This is a genomic window from Caulobacter sp. FG7, assembly GCF_057808875.1.
Window position 1 is genome coordinate 33,370 of the sequence record NZ_JBMDIW010000010.1, and the last position, 17,425, is coordinate 50,794.

Annotated in this window: 15 protein-coding genes; 11 read left to right on the forward strand and 4 right to left on the reverse strand. The window is 69.1% G+C overall.

Annotated features, from left to right (window positions below):
• Window positions 1–43: 43 nt before the first annotated feature.
• Genes ACODR1_RS10150 through ACODR1_RS10160 form a run of 3 tightly spaced genes read right to left on the reverse strand, consistent with a single transcriptional unit; the run spans window position 44 to window position 4,250 of the window.
• Complete coding sequence (locus ACODR1_RS10150; RefSeq protein WP_488880335.1) at window positions 44–1,417, reverse strand: efflux transporter outer membrane subunit; 1,374 nt, start codon at window positions 1,415–1,417, stop codon at window positions 44–46.
• Window positions 1,417–2,565 carry an HlyD family secretion protein gene (locus ACODR1_RS10155; protein WP_488880336.1) on the reverse strand — a complete coding sequence of 383 codons (1,149 nt, stop codon included), beginning with the start codon at window positions 2,563–2,565 and terminating at the stop codon, window positions 1,417–1,419. Before ACODR1_RS10155 ends, ACODR1_RS10150 begins: the two co-directional genes overlap by 1 nt.
• The gene (locus tag ACODR1_RS10160; RefSeq protein WP_488880337.1) at window positions 2,562–4,250 is read right to left on the reverse strand and encodes an MFS transporter; all 1,689 of its coding nucleotides are present in this window, start codon (window positions 4,248–4,250) and stop codon (window positions 2,562–2,564) included. The genes ACODR1_RS10155 and ACODR1_RS10160 overlap by 4 nt, the downstream gene beginning before the upstream one ends.
• A gap of 192 nt (window positions 4,251–4,442) precedes the next feature.
• Here ACODR1_RS10160 and ACODR1_RS10165 point away from each other — a divergent pair, with 192 nt between their 5' ends.
• The 4 genes from ACODR1_RS10165 (at window position 4,443) to ACODR1_RS10180 (ending at window position 6,660) form a co-directional block, all read left to right on the forward strand.
• Entirely contained in the window at window positions 4,443–5,111 is a 669-nt protein-coding gene (locus ACODR1_RS10165; protein WP_488880338.1) for a TetR/AcrR family transcriptional regulator, read from the forward strand.
• Window positions 5,112–5,230: 119 nt separating this feature from the next.
• Window positions 5,231–6,109, forward strand: coding sequence for a transglutaminase family protein (locus ACODR1_RS10170; RefSeq protein ID WP_488880339.1), 879 nt, complete (start codon window positions 5,231–5,233; stop codon window positions 6,107–6,109).
• A 62-nt stretch (window positions 6,110–6,171) separates the two neighbouring features.
• Window positions 6,172–6,324 carry a hypothetical protein gene (locus ACODR1_RS10175; RefSeq protein ID WP_488880340.1) on the forward strand — a complete coding sequence of 51 codons (153 nt, stop codon included), beginning with the start codon at window positions 6,172–6,174 and terminating at the stop codon, window positions 6,322–6,324.
• Between the two features lie 45 nt (window positions 6,325–6,369).
• A complete protein-coding gene (locus ACODR1_RS10180) occupies window positions 6,370–6,660 on the forward strand; it encodes a hypothetical protein (protein WP_488880341.1) in 291 nt (96 codons plus the stop codon).
• A 55-nt stretch (window positions 6,661–6,715) separates the two neighbouring features.
• On the opposite strand, the gene ACODR1_RS10185 is transcribed toward ACODR1_RS10180, so the two are convergent.
• A complete protein-coding gene (locus ACODR1_RS10185) occupies window positions 6,716–7,228 on the reverse strand; it encodes a GNAT family N-acetyltransferase (protein ID WP_488880342.1) in 513 nt (170 codons plus the stop codon).
• A 210-nt stretch (window positions 7,229–7,438) separates the two neighbouring features.
• Here ACODR1_RS10185 and zwf point away from each other — a divergent pair, with 210 nt between their 5' ends.
• The 7 genes from zwf to ACODR1_RS10220 all read left to right on the forward strand — a co-directional run bounded on the left by zwf (window position 7,439) and on the right by ACODR1_RS10220 (window position 17,417).
• Window positions 7,439–8,905, forward strand: coding sequence for a glucose-6-phosphate dehydrogenase (zwf, locus tag ACODR1_RS10190; protein WP_488880343.1), 1,467 nt, complete (start codon window positions 7,439–7,441; stop codon window positions 8,903–8,905).
• Between the two features lie 16 nt (window positions 8,906–8,921).
• Window positions 8,922–9,608: a 6-phosphogluconolactonase gene (gene pgl / locus ACODR1_RS10195; protein ID WP_488880344.1), complete on the forward strand. Its 687-nt coding sequence runs from the start codon at window positions 8,922–8,924 to the stop codon at window positions 9,606–9,608.
• 6 nt (window positions 9,609–9,614) lie between these two features.
• Window positions 9,615–11,426, forward strand: coding sequence for a phosphogluconate dehydratase (gene edd, locus ACODR1_RS10200; RefSeq protein WP_116489932.1), 1,812 nt, complete (start codon window positions 9,615–9,617; stop codon window positions 11,424–11,426).
• Window positions 11,427–11,442: 16 nt separating this feature from the next.
• The gene (glk, locus tag ACODR1_RS10205; RefSeq protein WP_101719496.1) at window positions 11,443–12,432 is read left to right on the forward strand and encodes a glucokinase; all 990 of its coding nucleotides are present in this window, start codon (window positions 11,443–11,445) and stop codon (window positions 12,430–12,432) included.
• 290 nt (window positions 12,433–12,722) lie between these two features.
• Window positions 12,723–13,742: a LacI family DNA-binding transcriptional regulator gene (locus ACODR1_RS10210; protein WP_488880345.1), complete on the forward strand. Its 1,020-nt coding sequence runs from the start codon at window positions 12,723–12,725 to the stop codon at window positions 13,740–13,742.
• A 249-nt stretch (window positions 13,743–13,991) separates the two neighbouring features.
• Window positions 13,992–14,147, forward strand: coding sequence for a hypothetical protein (locus ACODR1_RS10215; RefSeq protein WP_165799379.1), 156 nt, complete (start codon window positions 13,992–13,994; stop codon window positions 14,145–14,147).
• A gap of 306 nt (window positions 14,148–14,453) precedes the next feature.
• Window positions 14,454–17,417, forward strand: coding sequence for a TonB-dependent receptor (locus ACODR1_RS10220; protein WP_488880346.1), 2,964 nt, complete (start codon window positions 14,454–14,456; stop codon window positions 17,415–17,417).
• Window positions 17,418–17,425 lie beyond the last annotated feature (8 nt).

Below are 17,425 nucleotides of genomic sequence, written 5' to 3' on the forward strand. Positions count from 1 at the left end.
GTCGGATCTGCTGGCGCCCCTGAAAACGGGGAGCGCTGGCCTTCTACGGTCCCGTCCAGCCGCCGCCCAGGGCCTGGTAGAGCGCCACGGCGTTGAGCAGGCGGGCCTCGCGCACCTGCGACAGGGCAAGCTCCGTGGCCAGCAGGCCGCGCTGGGCGTCCAGTTCCTCAAGATAGGCGACGTAGCCGGCCTGATAGCGCTTGCGGGCGTGCTCCAGCGTGCGCGCGGCGGCGTCGCGTTGCAGGCGGGCGTGGTTTTCCTGCTCGGCCAGGCGGCCTTGGCCTTCGAGCGCGCTCTCCACCTCGTTGAACGCCGTCAGGGCCGCCTTGCGATAGGCGAAGGCGGCCTGGTCGCGACGGGCGGCGGCGGTGTCGGACGCGCCGCGCAGGCGGCCGCCGTCGAAGATCGGGGCCAGCACGCTGCCGCCCAGGCTCCAGGTGGTCAGCGGATCGACGTGCAGCACCTTCAGCCCGCCGGCGGCGGCCGATAATCTCACCTGGGGCAGGAAGGCCGCGCGCGCGGCCGCCAGGCTGGCGTCGGCGCCGGCGAGCGTCGCCTCGGCCTGGGCGATGTCGGGGCGGCGTTCCAGCAGGGCCGACGGCAGGGGCGCAGCCGGCTGCGGCACGGCCAGGACGTCGAGGCCGCCCCGGGCGATCGGTCCCGCGCCGTCCTCGCCGGCCAGCAGGGCCAGACCCGCCTCCTGGCGACGGACGGCCAGCTCAAGGGCCGGCACGCGCTGGGCGGCGGCCTCGAGTTCGCCCTCGGCCTGGCGCAGTTCGAGATTGGAGGTCACGCCCTGCTGGGCGCGGCGGCGGGCCCGGGCGGCGGCCTCCTGGCGCGAGACCAGGGTGGCGCGGGCCGTGGCCAGCTGAGCGTCCAGCGAGGTCAGGGAGACGTAGGCGCGAGCTACGGCGGCGGCGATCGACAGGCGGGCGGCGTCGCGTCCGTAGCGGCTGGACTGCAGGCTGGCGCGGGCGGCGGCGTCGCCGGCCCGCAGGCGGCCCCACAGGTCGATCTCGTAGGCGGCCTGAAGCTGGCCCTGGGCGGCCAGCGGTTCGGCCGGCGTGCCGAAGGCCGACAGCTCGCGCTGCTTCTGCACCCCGCCCGCAGCGTTCAGCGTCGGAAGCAGGGCGGCGCGCGATTGGGCGGCCAGGCCCTCTGCCTCGCGCACCCGTGCCTCGGCGATGCCGAGGTCGGCATTGCGCGCGAGGGCGGCGGCCACGAGGTCGGAAAGGCGGGGATCGCCGAAGGTCTTCCACCAGTCGGCGGCGACGGCGTCCTGGCCGGCCGGAGATTCGGCGCGCCAGCCGGCGGGCGGCGTCACGTCGGCCTGGCTGGGCGGGGCGGTCCTGGGGCCGGGCGTGGCGCAGGCGGCCAGCAGCAGCGCCGTGGCCAGCAGGGGGAAGGCCGGGCGCATCAGCGGCGATCCTTCTCGCGCGGCGCCTTGGCCAGGTCGACCTGGGCCTCGACCGACATGCCGGGGCGCAGGCGGGCCAGATCGGCTTGGCCGGGGTCGAGCACGATGCGCACGGGCAGGCGCTGGGCGATCTTGGTGAAGTTGCCGGTGGCGTTCTGGGCCGGGAGGATGCTGAACTCCGAGCCGGTGGCCGGCGAAATCTGCTCGATGCGGCCGTGGAAGCGCCGGTCGCCCAGGGCGTCGACCGTGACACTGGCGGGCTGGCCTGGACGCATGCGGCCGGCCTGGCGTTCCTTGAAGTTGGCGATGATCCAGCGCTGGGGCGGCACCAACGAGACGAGCTGGGTTCCGGCGGTGACGAACTGGCCCTGGCGCACGCCGATCTGGCCCAGCTGCCCGTCCGTGGGGGCCAGGACGAGCGTGTTGTCCATGTCGATCTCGGCCAAGCGCAGGGCGGCGCGGGCGGCGACGACGGCGGCCTCCAGCCCCTGGCGCGACACGCCCACCGAGCGGACGTCCTGGCGGGCGATGTCGCGGCCGGCCTGGGCGGCCACGACCTGGGCCTCGGCGGCGCGCAGGGCGGCGCGGGCCTGGTCGCGTTCGCGCAAGGAGACCGAGCCGTCGGTGGCGAGGTCGGCGACGCGGGCCATGTCGGCGCGGGCGCGCTCCAGCTGGGCCTGGGCCGAGCCGATGTCGGCGTGGCGGGCGGCGAGGGCGGCCTCGCGCGAGGCCTGGGCCTGGGTCGAGTTGGCCAGATCCGCCTCGCGGGCGGCCAGGGTGGCGCGGGCCTGGTCGAGGCGCTGGCCGTAGATGCGGCGGTCGATCTCGACCAGCGGCTGGCCGGCGCGCACGGTCTGGAAGTCCTGCATCAGGACCTTGGTGACATAGCCGCTGAGCTGGGGCGCGATGACGGTGACCTGGCCGCGCACATAGGCGTTGTCGGTGCGCTGCACCGAGCCGGCGAAGGGCGGCAGCTTCCACAGGAACAGGATCAGCAGCACCAGGGCCAGTGTGACGGCCGCCGTCAGCACGATGGCCCGCACGCCCGGCGGCTTGGGCCGGGCCGGAGGCGGGGCGGCCGCGGCGGCGCGGTCCTCCGGCTGAGGCGAGGGGGTGGCGGGCGGCGGCGGGGCGGCGGCGTCGGTCATGCGGGTTCCGAGGCGGGCTTGGATGGTGTCTGGGGCGGTGTCGGAGCGGCGGCGCCCTGGCGCTTCATGCGCACCGCCAGCAGCACGAACAGCAGGGCGGCGTAGAAGAACTGGGCGACGGCGATGATCCCGATCACCCGGAAGACGTCGTTGAAGGCCAGGATGTTGGCTTGCTGGACCAGTTGCTGGGTCAGCAGGGCGACGCCGTCGGCGGCGCGGAAGACTGGATCGCCCTGGGTGGCGGCATAGGCGCCGCCATAGGCCTGCAAGGCAGCGGCGACGGCGGGATCCGATCCCGTCAGGTGCTCGGCCAGATAGACCGCGTGGTGCTGGGCCCGCACGGTCTGCAGCGTACCCAGCAGCGAGGCGCCGAACAGGCCGCCCAGGTTCTGGGCGACGCCGAACATCACCGAGAAGGTGATGATCGAGCCCAGGCCCCGGGTCAGCAGCTGGCCGATGCCGAACATGAAGGCCGGCCCGAGGAACATGGCGGCGGCGAAGGCCAGCAGGGCCTGGCTGAGATAGAGGTTGACCGGCGCGGTCAGCACCGTGGCGCGGGCGTCGAGGAAGGCGCCGAGCGCGATCAGCAGGATCGAGCCCAGGAACTGCGGGGCCAGGGTCTTCTGGTTGAGGGTCGTGGCGCTGACCACGACGCCGGCGATGGTGGCCAGCAGCACGACGCCGTAGAGCAGCCGCTGCTGTTCGGCGGCCAGGCCCAGGGCGTTCATCAGGCCGGCGGCGCCGACGCTCTGCTCGGACAGGATCAGCCGCACCAGGGCGATGTTCAGGCAAAAGCGCAGGAAGGCGCCGGTGGCCACCCAGCGGGTGTCGATCAGTGGATGGACGCGGCCGTGCTCGACCAGCGAGGCGACGGCGATCATCACCACGGCGGCGGCCAGGCACCAGCCGAGCCACGGCGCCTCGAACCACCAGACGATGCGGCCCAGGCCCAGCACCGCGACGACCAGGCCAAGGCCGCCGCCCAGCAGGGCGAAGGTCAGGATGTCGGTCTTCTCGAAGACGTGGATGCGCACCCCGTGCGGCAGGCGAAACAGCAGCACGGCGGCCAGGCAGGCTGCGGCCAGGCAGGCTTCCAGGGCGTAGAGGCCGTGCCAGTAGGCGGCGTCCAGCAGGCCGGTGGAGATCACCCGGGCCAGCGGCGCGCCCAGCTGCGAGACGCCGACCCCCAGCACCAGCGCCCCCATCCGGAACGAGGCCGGGAAGGCCTGCAGCATGTAGAACATGGCCAGGGCGCTGAGGGCGGCCGCGCCGACGCCGCTGATCGCCCGCAAGGCCAGCGCCATCGGATAGTTGTCGAGGAACAGGTGGGCGAAGGCCGCCACCGTGTAGAGGCTGAGGAACACCAGGGTGAACCGACGGATGCCGAACTGCTGGCGGTATTTCACCAACAGCAGGTTCATCGAGATGTTGGTCATGATGTAGATCGTGGTCAGCCAGGCCCCCTGCGTTGGGGTGAGGCCCAGCGAGCCCTGGATGGCGGGCAGGTTGACCGAGATCAGCGCCGTGCCCAGCGAGCCGGTGACCCCGATCAGCAGGCTGATCAGGCCGTGGACGATGCGGAAGGGCAGGGGGAAGTCCGGCGTCGAGGGCGAGCCGGGCATCATCGGCCGCTCGTGCGGCAGCCAATCCGGGGTCTGGCCGATCGTCTCGCCGTGCCGGGGCATCGCGCCTCTTGGTGCTGACGACGTCACTGTGGGATGCGCCGCGTCGTCGGTCAAATGTCGTCGATGACGCAGGCTTGGGAGCGTGGCCGCCGTGCGTCTTGAACGAAATTCCTCAGACCTCGGCGCATCTTGACGCTTGCGCCAAATTCGAACGCTTGTAAGGGTTCCCTAGGGGTAAAGGGGATTGAAGTCTTGAGTTCGACCACCGAGATCGCCGCCGGCCAGGACGCCGAGGCGCAGGAAACCGAAGCCGTCACCAAGAACCTGGTGTTCACGGCGGCCGAGCGGCTGTTCGCCCTGCTCGGCTTCCAGAACGTGTCGGTGCGCGACATCACCGCCGCGGCGGGCGTGAACCTAGCGTCGGTGAACTATCACTTCGGCTCCAAGGACGCCCTGCTGTTCGAGATTTTCAAGCGGCGCACGGCCGAGCTCAACCGCGAGCGGGCCCGGATGCTGCACGAGGCCAACGACCGCAACGCGGGCGCGCCCCCGGTGCGCGAGATCCTGGCCGCGCTGCTGACCCCGCCGCTGCGCTGGCTGGCCCCCGACCACGAGCGCCGCATCTCGCTGCAGTTCCTGATCCGCGCCCGCAGCGAGGGCACCGACGAGATCCGCAGTGTGCTCAAGACCGACGTCTCGCACCTGCGCCGCTTCTCCGACGCCCTGCTGAAGGCCCGCCCGGACCTGTCGCCGGAGGACGTCTACTGGCGGCTGCACTTCACCCTGGGCATGTTGCACAACAACCGCTTCGCCGAGTTCGACCGCCTGAACGTGCTGTCGGAAGGCCAGACCAGCGAGGCCGACGTGGTCTCGCTGCTGGAGCGGATGCTGGCCTTCGCGGAGGCCGGCTTCGCGGCTTGAGCCCAAATCCCTCTCTCAAAGAGAGAGGGACCAGGGTGGGGAACCTCAACTTCCGATCACCTGCACGAATCACTGGCATGTGAGGAACGATCGCAGGATCCGGGGGTTAGAGTGGCCCCATGGCTCGGCTCGGCATCACTCATGAGACCCGCTACGCTTACGAACGCCCGGTGGCGTTCGGGCCGCACCGGCTGTTGATCCGGCCGCGCGACAGCCACGCCATCCGTATCGTCGAGGCCTCGCTCGTCACTTCGCTCCCCGGCCAGACGCGCTGGAGCTACGACGCCAGCGGCAACTGCGTCTGCACCTTCCAGCCGGAGGGACAGGCCGATTTCCTGACCATCACCAGCAGCCTGGTCATCGACCGCTTTCCGGCGCCCCTGAGCGACCAGGCGGTCAGCGACCCGCACACGGTCTCGCCGATCGTCTACGGGCGCGAGGACCGGGCGGTGCTGGACCCGTTCATCCGCCCGGCCACCGAAGACGCCGACCGGGTGATGCTGCGCTGGCTGCGCGAGCAGATGGAGCGGCCCGACGAGCCGGCGCTGGATTTCCTGCTGCGCCTGAACGCCACGATCCACGACCAGTTCGAGTACCAGGCGCGGTCGGCCGAGGGCGCCCAGAGCCCGGCCCTGACCGTGGCGCGCAGGGCGGGCGCCTGTCGCGACTTCGCCTGGCTGATGGTCGAGGCGCTGCGGCGACTGGGCTACGCGGCGATGTTCGCCACGGGCTACATCTATAGCCCCTCGCACGGCGGGATCCGGGGCGCGGGCGCGACCCACGCCTGGTGCGAGGTGTTCCTGCCCGACCTGGGCTGGACCGAGTTCGACCCGACCAACGGCCTGGCCGAGTCCGAGGACCTGATCCGGGTGGCCGCCACCCGCACGCCCGCAGAGGCCCTGCCGGTCTCGGGCACGGTGATCGGCGATCCGGGCCTTTCCGAGCTCAGCGTGGTCGTCGACGTGCAGCAGCTGGACGCGCTGTGCGAGGCGGCTTGAGTTCGGTCAATGAAAAGCGCCGGCAAGGCGCGTAGAGTGATGTTCAGACGGGAGGCGCCGCCATGATGACCAAGCCGTTCCAGCACCAGAATCCGATGACCAACTATGCGGTCCCTAAGTCGGAACCCAAGGCCCAGCACGGCCAGAAGCCCGACAAGGACTGCGTCGACCTGAAGGACGAGAAGCGCTCGTTCGAGCCGCGTCCGGGGCATTGAGGGGATAACCCCTGGGAAGCTCGGCTCATGGAGGTATGGTCGCTCATGCCCGAGCTGACCGACCATGAGCTGAAAGCGATCAATCTGATCATCGCCAGGCTTGCGCCTCTAAAGCGGGATCAGATGTTGGCCGACTTGGCTGCCGCCGAGATCGAGGTGCTGCTCGCGGATCGCTCGATGCTGCGATTTCGCCTGCCAGGCCATGTTCCATCCTCACCCGGTCAAACCCCTTTGGGCCAGGTTGGCGGTCAAGGGGATGAGCTTCTGGACGTCGTGCTTTTCGAAGACAGCGATGGGCGTCTTTTCGAAGTCGAGCGGACTTCGCCTGAGCTGTGATTGACTCAGGCTGGCGCGGCTTGGAGGTCTCCTGCTTCAGGGGCGAGAAGAGCCATCACCCCCGTCGCAGGATGAACTCCAGGTCCTGGATCTCGCCCACCGGGAAGAAATACTCGCCGGCCTTCTCGAAACCCATGCGGCCGTAGAGCCGCTGGGCGCCGTGGTTCTCCGACCAGACGCCGATCCACAACGGGCGCGGGCCGTCCTTTTCCAGCCAGTCGAGCACGGCGTTCAGCAGCAGCGAGCCGCGGCCGCCGCCCTGGTGGTCCTTCAGCACGTAGATTCGCTTGAGCTCGCCGTGACCCGGCTCGACATCCGGGTGGGGCAGGTCGCAGGGACCGGCCAGGGCGTAGCCGATCGCCTGGCCGTCCAGTTCCAGGATCCAGCTGGCCTTTTCGGGATCGGCCAGGTCGCGGCGGGTGCGCTCCAGCCCGTAGGCATAGGCCAGGAAGGTCGCCAGGTCGTTGGGCGGATAGAGGTGCGCGAAGGTCTCGGTGAAGGTGCGCCCCCCGAGGGCCGACAAGGTTTCGGCGTCCTCGAGGACGGCGCGGCGCAGGGTCGTGCTCATGGGCAGGTGATGCCTCGAAAAAGGCGGTGCGGACAAGCCGTGTGACGCGTTCTTGAAATGCGATTGGTCTTATGGCGACCGGCCGACAAAGGGCCTAGGTAGGGGCCGCCATAGCGCGGTTTTTGGGGTCGGCCTCGGGCCGGACCGACCCCCATGCTTGCCAAGCGCGCACGGGCATGTCATGACAACGTTGTCATAGGGTGGACGAAATTGACCAAGAAAAAAGCCGAGAACGGTGAGACGGGCCGTGACGTCCTGGTGCTCCTCGGAGGCGCCGGCGACTTGGCTCTGCGGATGCTTCTGCCGTCGCTGTATTTCCTGGAAGTCGACCGGCTGCTGCCGCGCGACCTGCGCATCTTCGGCGTCGCGCGCGGCGACCTGGACGGCGCGGGCTACCGCAAGCTGGTGCGCGAGCACCTGGGCAAGCGGGCCAATGTCGAAGAAGCCGCCTGGGAGCGCCTGGCCGCCCGCCTCGACTACCTCTCGATCGACATCACCAAGGAGGAGGGGGCCAAGGCCCTGGCGGGCAAGATCGGCGCCCACGACCAGCTGACGGTGTTCTTCGCGGTTTCGCCCAGCCTCTATCCGTCCGCCTGCCAGGCCCTGCAGGCCGCCGGCCTGACCGGTCAGTCGACGCGCCTGGTGCTGGAAAAGCCGATCGGCCGCGACCTCGAAAGCTCCAAGGCCACCAACGCCGCCGTCGGCGCCGTTGTCGACGAGAGCCAGATCTTCCGTATCGACCACTACCTGGGCAAGGAGACGGTCCAGAACCTCACCGCCCTGCGGTTCGCCAACGTGCTGTTCGAGCCGCTGTGGGACAACAAGTCGATCGACCACGTCCAGATCACCATCGCCGAGACCGAGAAGGTCGGCGACCGCTGGCCCTATTACGACGAGTACGGCGCCCTGCGCGACATGCTGCAGAACCACCTGCTGCAGCTGCTCTGCCTGGTGGCCATGGAGGCTCCGTCGGGCTTCGATCCAGACGCCGTGCGCGACGAGAAGGTCAAGGTGCTGCGCTCCCTGCGGCCCTTCACCAAGGACAACGTGGCGCACGACACCGTCCGCGGCCAGTACGTGGCGGGCGTGGTCGAGGGCACCGCGCGCGCCGGCTATCTGGAAGAGGTCGGCCAGCCGTCCAAGACCGAGACCTTCGTGGCCATGAAGGTGGCCATCGACAACTGGCGCTGGGCCGGCGTCCCGTTCTTCCTGCGCACCGGCAAGAACCTGCCCGACCGCCGCACCCAGATCGTCGTGCAGTTCAAGCCCGTGCCGCACAACATCTTCGGCCAGGTGACGCAAGGCGAGATGCAGGCCAACCGCCTGGTCATCGACCTGCAGCCGGAAGAAGACATCTCGCTGTCGGTGATGACCAAGCGTCCGGGCCTGTCGGAAGAGGGCATGCGCCTGCAGTCGCTGCCGCTGTCGCTGAACATGGCCGCGCCGGGCGCCCGTCGCCGGATCGCCTACGAGAAGCTGCTGCTGGACGCGTTCCGCGGCGACCGCACCCTGTTTGTCCGTCGCGACGAGGTCGAGGCCGCATGGCGGTTCGTCGACGGCGTGGCCAAGGCCTGGGCCGATGCGGGCATCGAGCCGGCGACCTACGCCGCCGGCACCTGGGGGCCGCCCAGCGCCGCCTCGCTGATCGCGCCGCAAGGCCGCGGCTGGAAGTCGTAAGAAGGGTATCCGCAACATGCCCAAGATCGAAGTCTTCCCGACGCGCGAGGCGCTGTACGACGCGGCCGCCTCGACCATCGCCGGCGCCCTGACCACGGCCGTGGCCACCCACGGCAAGGCCGGGTTCGCCGCCACCGGCGGCACGACGCCCGCGCCGGTCTATGACCGCCTGGCGACCCTGACCGTTCCCTGGGACAAGGTCACCGTCACCCTCAGCGACGACCGCTTCGTGCCGCTCGACCATCCGGGCAGCAACGAGGCCCTGGTGCGTCGCCACCTGCTGACCGGCGATGCGGCCAAGGCCGCCTTCGCGCCGCTCTACTTCGACGGCGTCGACCACGAAGCCTCGGCCGCGAAAGCCGAAGAAGGCGTCGCCCAGGCCCTGCCGTTCGGCGTGGTGCTGCTGGGCGTCGGCGCCGACGGCCATTTCGCCTCGCTTTTCCCAGGCAACCCGGCCCTGGCCGCGGGCCTGGATCCCGAAACCGACCGCCTGGTCGTGGCCGTGCCGAAAGGCGAGCCGGCCCCCGACCTGCCCCGGATCAGCCTGACCTTCCAGGCGTTGATTCAGGCGTCGCTGATCGTGTTGCTGGTCACGGGCGAGGCCAAGCGTGAGCTCCTGGCCGGGGAGGTCGATCCCGACCTGCCGATCGCCAGGATCCTGAAGCAGGACCGCGCCCCGGTCCGCATCCTCTGGGCGGAGTAAGTTCTGATGGCCCTCAATCCCGTCATCGCGCAGATCACCCAGCGGATCATCGAGCGCAGCCGTCCGACCCGCGAGGCCTATCTGGCCCAGATGGAAGCTGCGTCCCTGGCCCAGCCGGGCCGCGCCAAGCTGTCCTGCGCCAACTGGGCCCACGCCTTCGCCGCCTCGCCGGCCGCCGACAAGGTGCGGGCGCTGGACCCGAACGCGCCCAACCTCGGCATCGTCTCGGCCTATAACGACATGCTGTCGGCCCACCAGCCGCTGGAAGAGTATCCGGCGCTGATCAAGGAAGCCGCCCGCGAGGCCGGCGCCACGGCCCAGTTCGCCGGCGGCGTGCCGGCCATGTGCGACGGCGTCACCCAAGGCCGTCCGGGCATGGAGCTGTCGCTGTTCTCGCGCGACGTCATCGCCATGGCCACGGCCGTGGCCCTGACCCACGACGCGTTCGACGCGGCCATGTACCTGGGCGTCTGCGACAAGATCGTGCCGGGCCTGGTGATCGGCGCCCTGGCCTTCAGCCACCTGCCGGCGGTGTTCGTGCCGGCCGGCCCGATGACCTCGGGCCTGCCCAATTCGGAGAAGGCCCGCATCCGCGCCCTCTACGCCGAGGGCAAGGTCGGCCGCGACGAACTGCTGGCCGCAGAGAGCGCCAGCTATCACGGCCCGGGCACCTGCACCTTCTACGGCACGGCCAACACCAACCAGATGCTGATGGAGCTGATGGGCCTGCACCTGCCGGGCTCGGCCTTCGTGCATCCCAACACGCCGCTGCGCAGCGCCCTGGTCAAGGAAGCCGCCCGTCGCGTCGCCGCCGTCACCCACAAGGGCAACGAGTGGATCCCGGTCGGCCGCGTTATCGACGAGAAGGCCGTGGTCAACGGCGTCGTCGGCCTGATGGCCACCGGCGGCTCGACCAACCTGGCCCTGCACATCGTGGCGATGGCCCGCGCGGCCGGGATCATCCTGACCCTGGAAGACCTGGACGACATCTCCAAGGCCGTGCCGCTGCTGGCCAAGGTCTATCCGAACGGCTCGGCCGACGTGAACCATTTCCAGGCCGCCGGCGGCATGGCCTTCGTGGTGCGCGAGCTGCTCAAGGCCGGCATGGCCCACGAGGACGTGCTGACCATCGCGGGGCCCGGCCTGTCGAACTACCACCAGGAGCCCTACCTGGACGGCGACGAGCTGAAGTGGCGCGAAGGCCCTGAGACCTCGCTCGACGAGGCCATCCTGCGTCCGGTCGAAAACCCCTTCAGCAAGGAAGGCGGCCTCAAGCTGCTGGCCGGGAACCTCGGCCGCGGCGTGATCAAGATCTCGGCCGTGAAGCCCGAGCACCATGTGATCACCGCGCCCGCCGCCGTGTTCCAGGAGCAGGAAGACTTCATCGCCGCCTTCAAGCGCGGCGAGCTCGATCGCGACGTGGTGGTGGTGGTGCGCTTCCAGGGCCCTTCGGCCAACGGCATGCCCGAGCTGCACAACCTGTCGCCGTCGATCTCGGTGCTGCTGGACCGAGGCCACAAGGTGGCCCTGGTCACCGACGGCCGCATGTCGGGCGCCTCGGGCAAGACCCCGGCCGCCATCCACGTGACGCCGGAAGCCGCCAAGGGCGGGCCTCTGGCCTACGTCCAGGACGGCGACGTCATCACCATGAACGCCGACACCGGCGAACTCTTCATCCATGTGGACGAGGCCGAACTCCTCGCCCGCACGCCTGCACCAGTCCCGGCGTCCAAGCCGGGCTTCGGGCGCGAACTGTTCAGCTGGATGCGACACGGGGTCGGCGCCGCCGACGCCGGCGCGTCCGTGCTGTTTGCTTAAAGGGAACGGGAAACCCATGAACGGCGCCAACGCACACGGGCTGGGTCTGGTAGGCGATATCGGCGGGACCAACGCCCGCTTCGCCCTGGTCGACTTCGACGGTCCGGATCCCCGGCTGATCGAGCCCACCGCCTACAAGGGCGAGGACTACGACACGGCCGAGGACGCCATCGAGGACTATCTGGCCAAGGTCGGGGTCAAGCACCCCGACCAGGCCGTGGTCGCGGTGGCGGGTCCGATCGAGCATGGCGCCGTTCACTTCACCAACATCGACTGGCGCCTGTCGGAAGACAGCCTGCGCCGGGCGGGCGGCTTCCGCAACGCCCGGCTGATCAACGACTTCACGGCCCAGGCCCTGGCCGCGCCGCGCCTTTCGCCTAAAGACCTGCGCCAGATCGGCCCGCTGCCGACCTCGGGCGAGGGCGATCTCGCCATCATCGGCCCGGGCACCGGCTTCGGCGCCGCCGGCATGGTGCGCCGCCATGGCTGCGACACCCCGCTGACCACCGAGGGCGGCCACATCTCGTTCGCCCCGGTCGACGAGCTGGAGATCGAGATCCTGCGCGGCCTGCAGGCCAAGTACGGCCGCGTGTCGGTCGAGCGCATCCTGGCGGGCCCGGGCATGGAGGACCTGCACGTCCTGCTGGCCAAGATCGAGGGCCGCCCGGTCGAGGAACTGGCCGCCAAGGCCATCACCGAAGGCGCCGTGGCGGGCCGCGAGTGCTGCAAGACCACGGTCGAGCGCTTCTGCGCCATCCTTGGCTCGGTCGCCGGCGACCTGGCCCTGGCGCTGGGCGCGCGCGGCGGCGTGTTCATCGCGGGCGGCATCGCGCCCCGGATCATCGACCTTCTGGAAGCCAGCGCCTTCCGCGAGCGTTTCGAGGCCAAGGGCCGACTGAGCGACTATGTGCGCGACATCCCGACCCACGTGATCCTGCACCCGCATACCGCCCTGATCGGGGCGGCCGTCGCGATGACGCCGGACGGCCAGGCTTCGATCTCGTAGGGCTGGCTTTCCTGGCGCCAGTGCGTGGTCCTCGTCCCCATCGGGTCGCGCCGCTGGCGCGGCCCGCTCGAGGGCATGCTTCGACAAGCTCAGGATGAGGACCATGGCCGGCGTTCTGGACGTATAGAAACCTCATCCTGAGCCCGTCGAAGGACGAGGTTTCCGCCACGGAAGTCGCCGCTACGACCCCCGCTTTCAGCCCCTTCGTTCAAAAAGGGGTCGCCTTGACAAGGTTGTCATGGCTTGTTGTCTCGCTTGAAGGCTGAATCAACGCCGCGCGAGGCCATTTCTTGAACGCCAAGGTTACGATCCACGACGTCGCCCGCATGTCGGGCGTTTCGATCAAGACCGTGTCGCGGGTGCTGAACCGCGAGCCCAACGTCAAGGCCGACACCCGCGACCGGGTGCAGGAGGCCGTGGCGGCGCTGAACTACCGGCCCAACATCTCGGCCCGCAGCCTGGCGGGCTCGAAAGCCTATCTGATCGGGGTGTTCTTCGACAACCCCAGCCCCGCCTACGTCACCGACGTGCAGCTGGGGGCCATCGGACGGTGCAGGACAGAAGGCTATCACCTGATCGTCGAGCCGCTCGATTCCGAGGGCGACGTCGAGGAGCAGGTGGCGCCGATGCTGGCCACCCTGCGCATGGACGGGGTGATCCTGACCCCGCCGGTCTGCGACGACGTGCGCGTGCTGGACGTGCTGGACGCCGAAGGGGTTCCGTATGTCCGCCTGTCGCCCGACAGGGACCTCGACCGCTCGGCCTATGTGCGGATGGACGACGTGGCCGCCGCCTATGACATGACCGCCCACCTGATAAAGCTGGGCCACAAGGACATCGCCTTCATCAAGGGCCACCCCGACCACGGCGCGGCCCACCTGCGCTACGACGGCTACGCCAAGGCCATGGCCGAGCACGGCCTGTCGGTGCGCGAGGACCGCGTCGCCCAGGGCTGGTTCTCGTTCCGCTCGGGCTTCGAGGCGGCCGAGACCCTGCTGGCGGGCGAGGACCGGCCGACGGCGATCTTCGCCTCCAACGACGACATGGCCCTGGGCGTCATGGCCGTGGCCAACCGCCTGCGGCTGAACGTGCCCGACACCCTGTCGGTGGCCGGCTTCGACGACACGCCCGGCGCCAAGGTCGTCTGGCCGCAGCTGACCACCGTGCGCCAGCCGATCCAGGCCATGGCCGCCGCCGCCGCCGACCTGCTGCTGAGCGGCGCGCTGAAGGGCGAGGACGGCGTCGCGCCCTCGCGCCTGCTGGATTTCGAACTGGTGGTCCGCGAGAGCACCGGACCCGCGGCGGGGTAGGGGGCGACTGTCGCTCCCTGTTTCGTCTTGGTGAAAAAATCTGCTCGCCGTTGAATGCGGCGGGGTTGAACATTGCGATCGGCTCACCATATGAGCGTCAGAGCTGATCGCCCCCTGCCTCTCATGCAGGCTGTGCGATGCGCTCCATCGCCCATTTCGCGCGGCGTTTCGAACGCCGCCTTCGGGCTTTCCACCCTCTCTCTGTTGAACTTTTGGTTCGGCGACGCGCCGAGCCCTGTCTGGAATTATATGAACACCAATACTGCCCGTGCGGCCGCCGCTCAGCGCAAGCCCCGCACTCAACCGCATTCGCGCGCCGTGACGCCGCCTGCCCGCACCGAGTGGGCGTGGCCGGGACTCACCCGCGCCGAACTGCGCGAACACATCATCGAACAGATCGGCTGATCGGGCCCTCGCGGCCGGACCTTCTCCGCGCCGCTTTGCTGTTTCCGCGAAGCCTTTTCCCGCAAGGCTTCGCGGCTTTCAGCCGATAAATCGTACAAATATAGAAATCGAATTTTGTTACGCGATTGACAGCGTTGTCCATTGACAGCGCTGTCGCATTACTCCTAGGTTGCATCCGCCGACCCCCGAGAAGGGTCGGAGAACAAGGGAGGATGCGCAAGGCATCCCGAAAAACTGGCGAACTTGCTCACGTCGACACCGTCGGCGGAGATCGGCTCTCTGCAGCCGTAACCTAGGGGAATGCTCATGATTTCGAAGACTTACGCGACCCGGTACGCGCTGATGGCGGCGGCGTCCTCGGTCGTGCTGATGGGCGCGGGCCAGGCCCTGGCCCAGACCGCCGCGACCGATGCGGCGGCGCCGGCCTCGGCTCAGGAACCATCTGCGGTTGAAGAGGTGATCGTCACCGGCTTCCGCGCCTCGCTGCAGAGCGCGCTGTCGGCCAAGAAGAACTCGAACCTGATCATCGAGTCGGTCACCGCCGAGGACATGGGCAAGTTCCCCGACCAGAACATCGCCGAGTCGCTACAGCGCCTGCCTGGCGTGCAGATCGACCGCGAGAACGGCCAGGGCACCCGGGTGCGCATCCGCGGCCTGGACCAGAACGTCACCGTCCTCAACAACGACATCTTCGTCTCGGGCATGGAGCTGTTCCGCCTGGGCGAGGGCAAGATCAACCAGACCAACTCGCTGGAAGGCATTCCGTCCGAACTGATCGGCGGCGTCGACGTCTACAAGTCGCCGGACGCCTCGCTGCTGGAAGGCGGCCTGGGCGGCATCATCAACCTGAAGACCCGCAACGCCCGGTCCCTGCGCGACGACATCACGATCGCCGGCGACCTGCGCGGCAACAAGGCTGGCGAGACCGACTGGAACCCGACCGGCTCGCTGGTGCTGGGCTACAAGTTCAGCGACCGCTTCGCCGTGCTGGGCACGCTGTCCTACGACAAGACCGAACTGCACACCGACGTGCTGGGCGGCGAGAACCGCGGCGGCTGGGCGTTCAACGACCGGCCCGTGGTCGGCGGCGGAACCCTCGACGTGTGGTCGCCGGAATATCGCTACGCCACCTATCGCGACCAGGAGCGCAAGCGTCTGGGCGCCTCGATCAACCTCGACTTCGCCCTGACCGAGTCGCTGCAGCTGACCGGCGACTGGTTCCACTCGGACCTGAAGATCAAGACCAGCGAAGCCTCGATCAAGTTCCCGTTCGCCAACGAGAACGCCACCTATGCGGCCGGCGCCAGCGTCGACGGCAACGGCGTGCTGCAGAGCGGCACGGTCACCGCCAACTCGGCCGAAGGCACCTCGTACCTGCAGGACTCGCAGGCCAAGACCGACAACTTCCAGGTCGCGCTGAACTGGGACAACGGCGGGCGGGTGACCGGCAGCGTGCGCGCGGCCTATTCCACCGCCGACTACGAGAGCGCCAGCGCCAACAACGACGTGCGCTACACCCAATACACCGTGCGCAACGGCACGGCCGCGGGCCTGACGCCCAACGCCACCGCGCCGGCGACCTTCACCTACAGCTACGCCAACGGCGACAACCCGAAGTTCACCCCGGCCAACGCGGCGCAGTTCACCACGCCTTCCAGCGTGTTCGCCAAGTCGCACTGGGTGTTCGGCGAGGACACCCAGATCGACAACACCTCGATCCGCGGCGACCTGAAGTGGCGGCCCGAGTTCGGCGAGAGCGGCGACCTGATGATCAGCGCCGGCGTCCGCTACGCCGAACGTAAGATCGACTCGGAGTTCTGGCAGCTGCTGGCCGACTATTCCGGCAAGGGCGAGCTGAACGGCCGGTCCTTCGGCCAGGACTGGACCCCGTACGGCTACTTCCAGGACGGCGCCATCGGCTTCAAGTCGTGCGGCCTGCCGGCCGGCACGCCGGGCCGTCCGAACTGCGGTCAGACCGCCACCGACGACGGCCGCTTCGGCGCCTCGCCGGCCCTGATCACGCCCTACCAGACGGCGGCGTCGAACCCCGAGCGGTTCGAGACCCTGACGGTCGGCGGCATCACGGCGCTGTTCCAGAACCGCAGCCAGATGGAAAATCCGGTCGCCTGGCTGTCGAATCTCTATTCCTCGACGCCGTTCAAGAAGTTCGCCGACCCGATCCAGTCGTTCCGTATCAAGGAGCGCACGACGACCGGTTACGGCATGGTCGACCTGGGCGGCTCGGACGATCGCTATCACGTCAACGCCGGCGTCCGCGTGGTCCGCACCGAGCTGACCATCGACTCCAGCGGCACCCCGACCACGCCCTGGTACTGGGGCACCGACAGCTGGAACGGCGTCATCGGCAATCCGGACGCCATCAAGACGACGCGCGAATATACCGACGTCCTGCCCAGTGCGAGCGCGGTGTTCGACGTCAACGACAGCGACAAGGTGCGCGTGTCGGCAGCCCGGGTCGTGTCGCGTCAGGACCTGTTCCAGCTGGGGCAGGGCTCGGCCTTCAACTTCACCCGCAGCTCGACGCCGGGTCCGAACCTCAACCGCTTCCTCTACACCAACGGCAGCGGCGGCAACCCGGACCTCGACCCGTACCGCGCCTCGCAGTTCGACATCGCCTACGAGCGCTATTTCGGTCGCAGCGGCATCGTCTCGGGGGCGTTCTTCTACAAGAGCGTCGACTCGTTCATCCAGACCGACACCGTGCCGCGCACCGTGGCTGACGGCTCGGTCGAGGGGGCGACCCTGGGCGTCTACACCGCGCCGGTGAACGGCGACGGCGGCAGCATCAAGGGCGTCGAACTGGCGGCGCAGTACGCCTTTGAGAACGGGTTCGGCTTCAACGCCAACTACACCTTCTCGGACTCCGAGACCTCGAAGTCGAACGACTATGACGACAACCTGCCGATCCCGGGCGTGGCCAAGCATGCCTTCAACCTGCAGGGCTTCTACGAGGGCCACGGCTTCGAGGCCCGCGTCTCCTACGCCTGGCGCGACAAGAGCTACCAGGGCGACTTCTCGTTCGGCTCGGGCGCCGACCGCCACAGCCTGGGCACGTGGGAGCGGGCCTATGGCCAGCTCGACGCCCAGGTCGGCTACCAGGTGACCCCGGCGATCAAGATCGTGCTGGAGGGCATCAACCTGACCGAAGAGCCCACCGGCCGCTACCTGCAGTGGGAGAACCTGCCGTTCCGCTACGCCACGGCCGATCGCCGCATCGTGCTGGGCGCGCGGTTCAAGCTGGGGATGTAAGTCCTCTC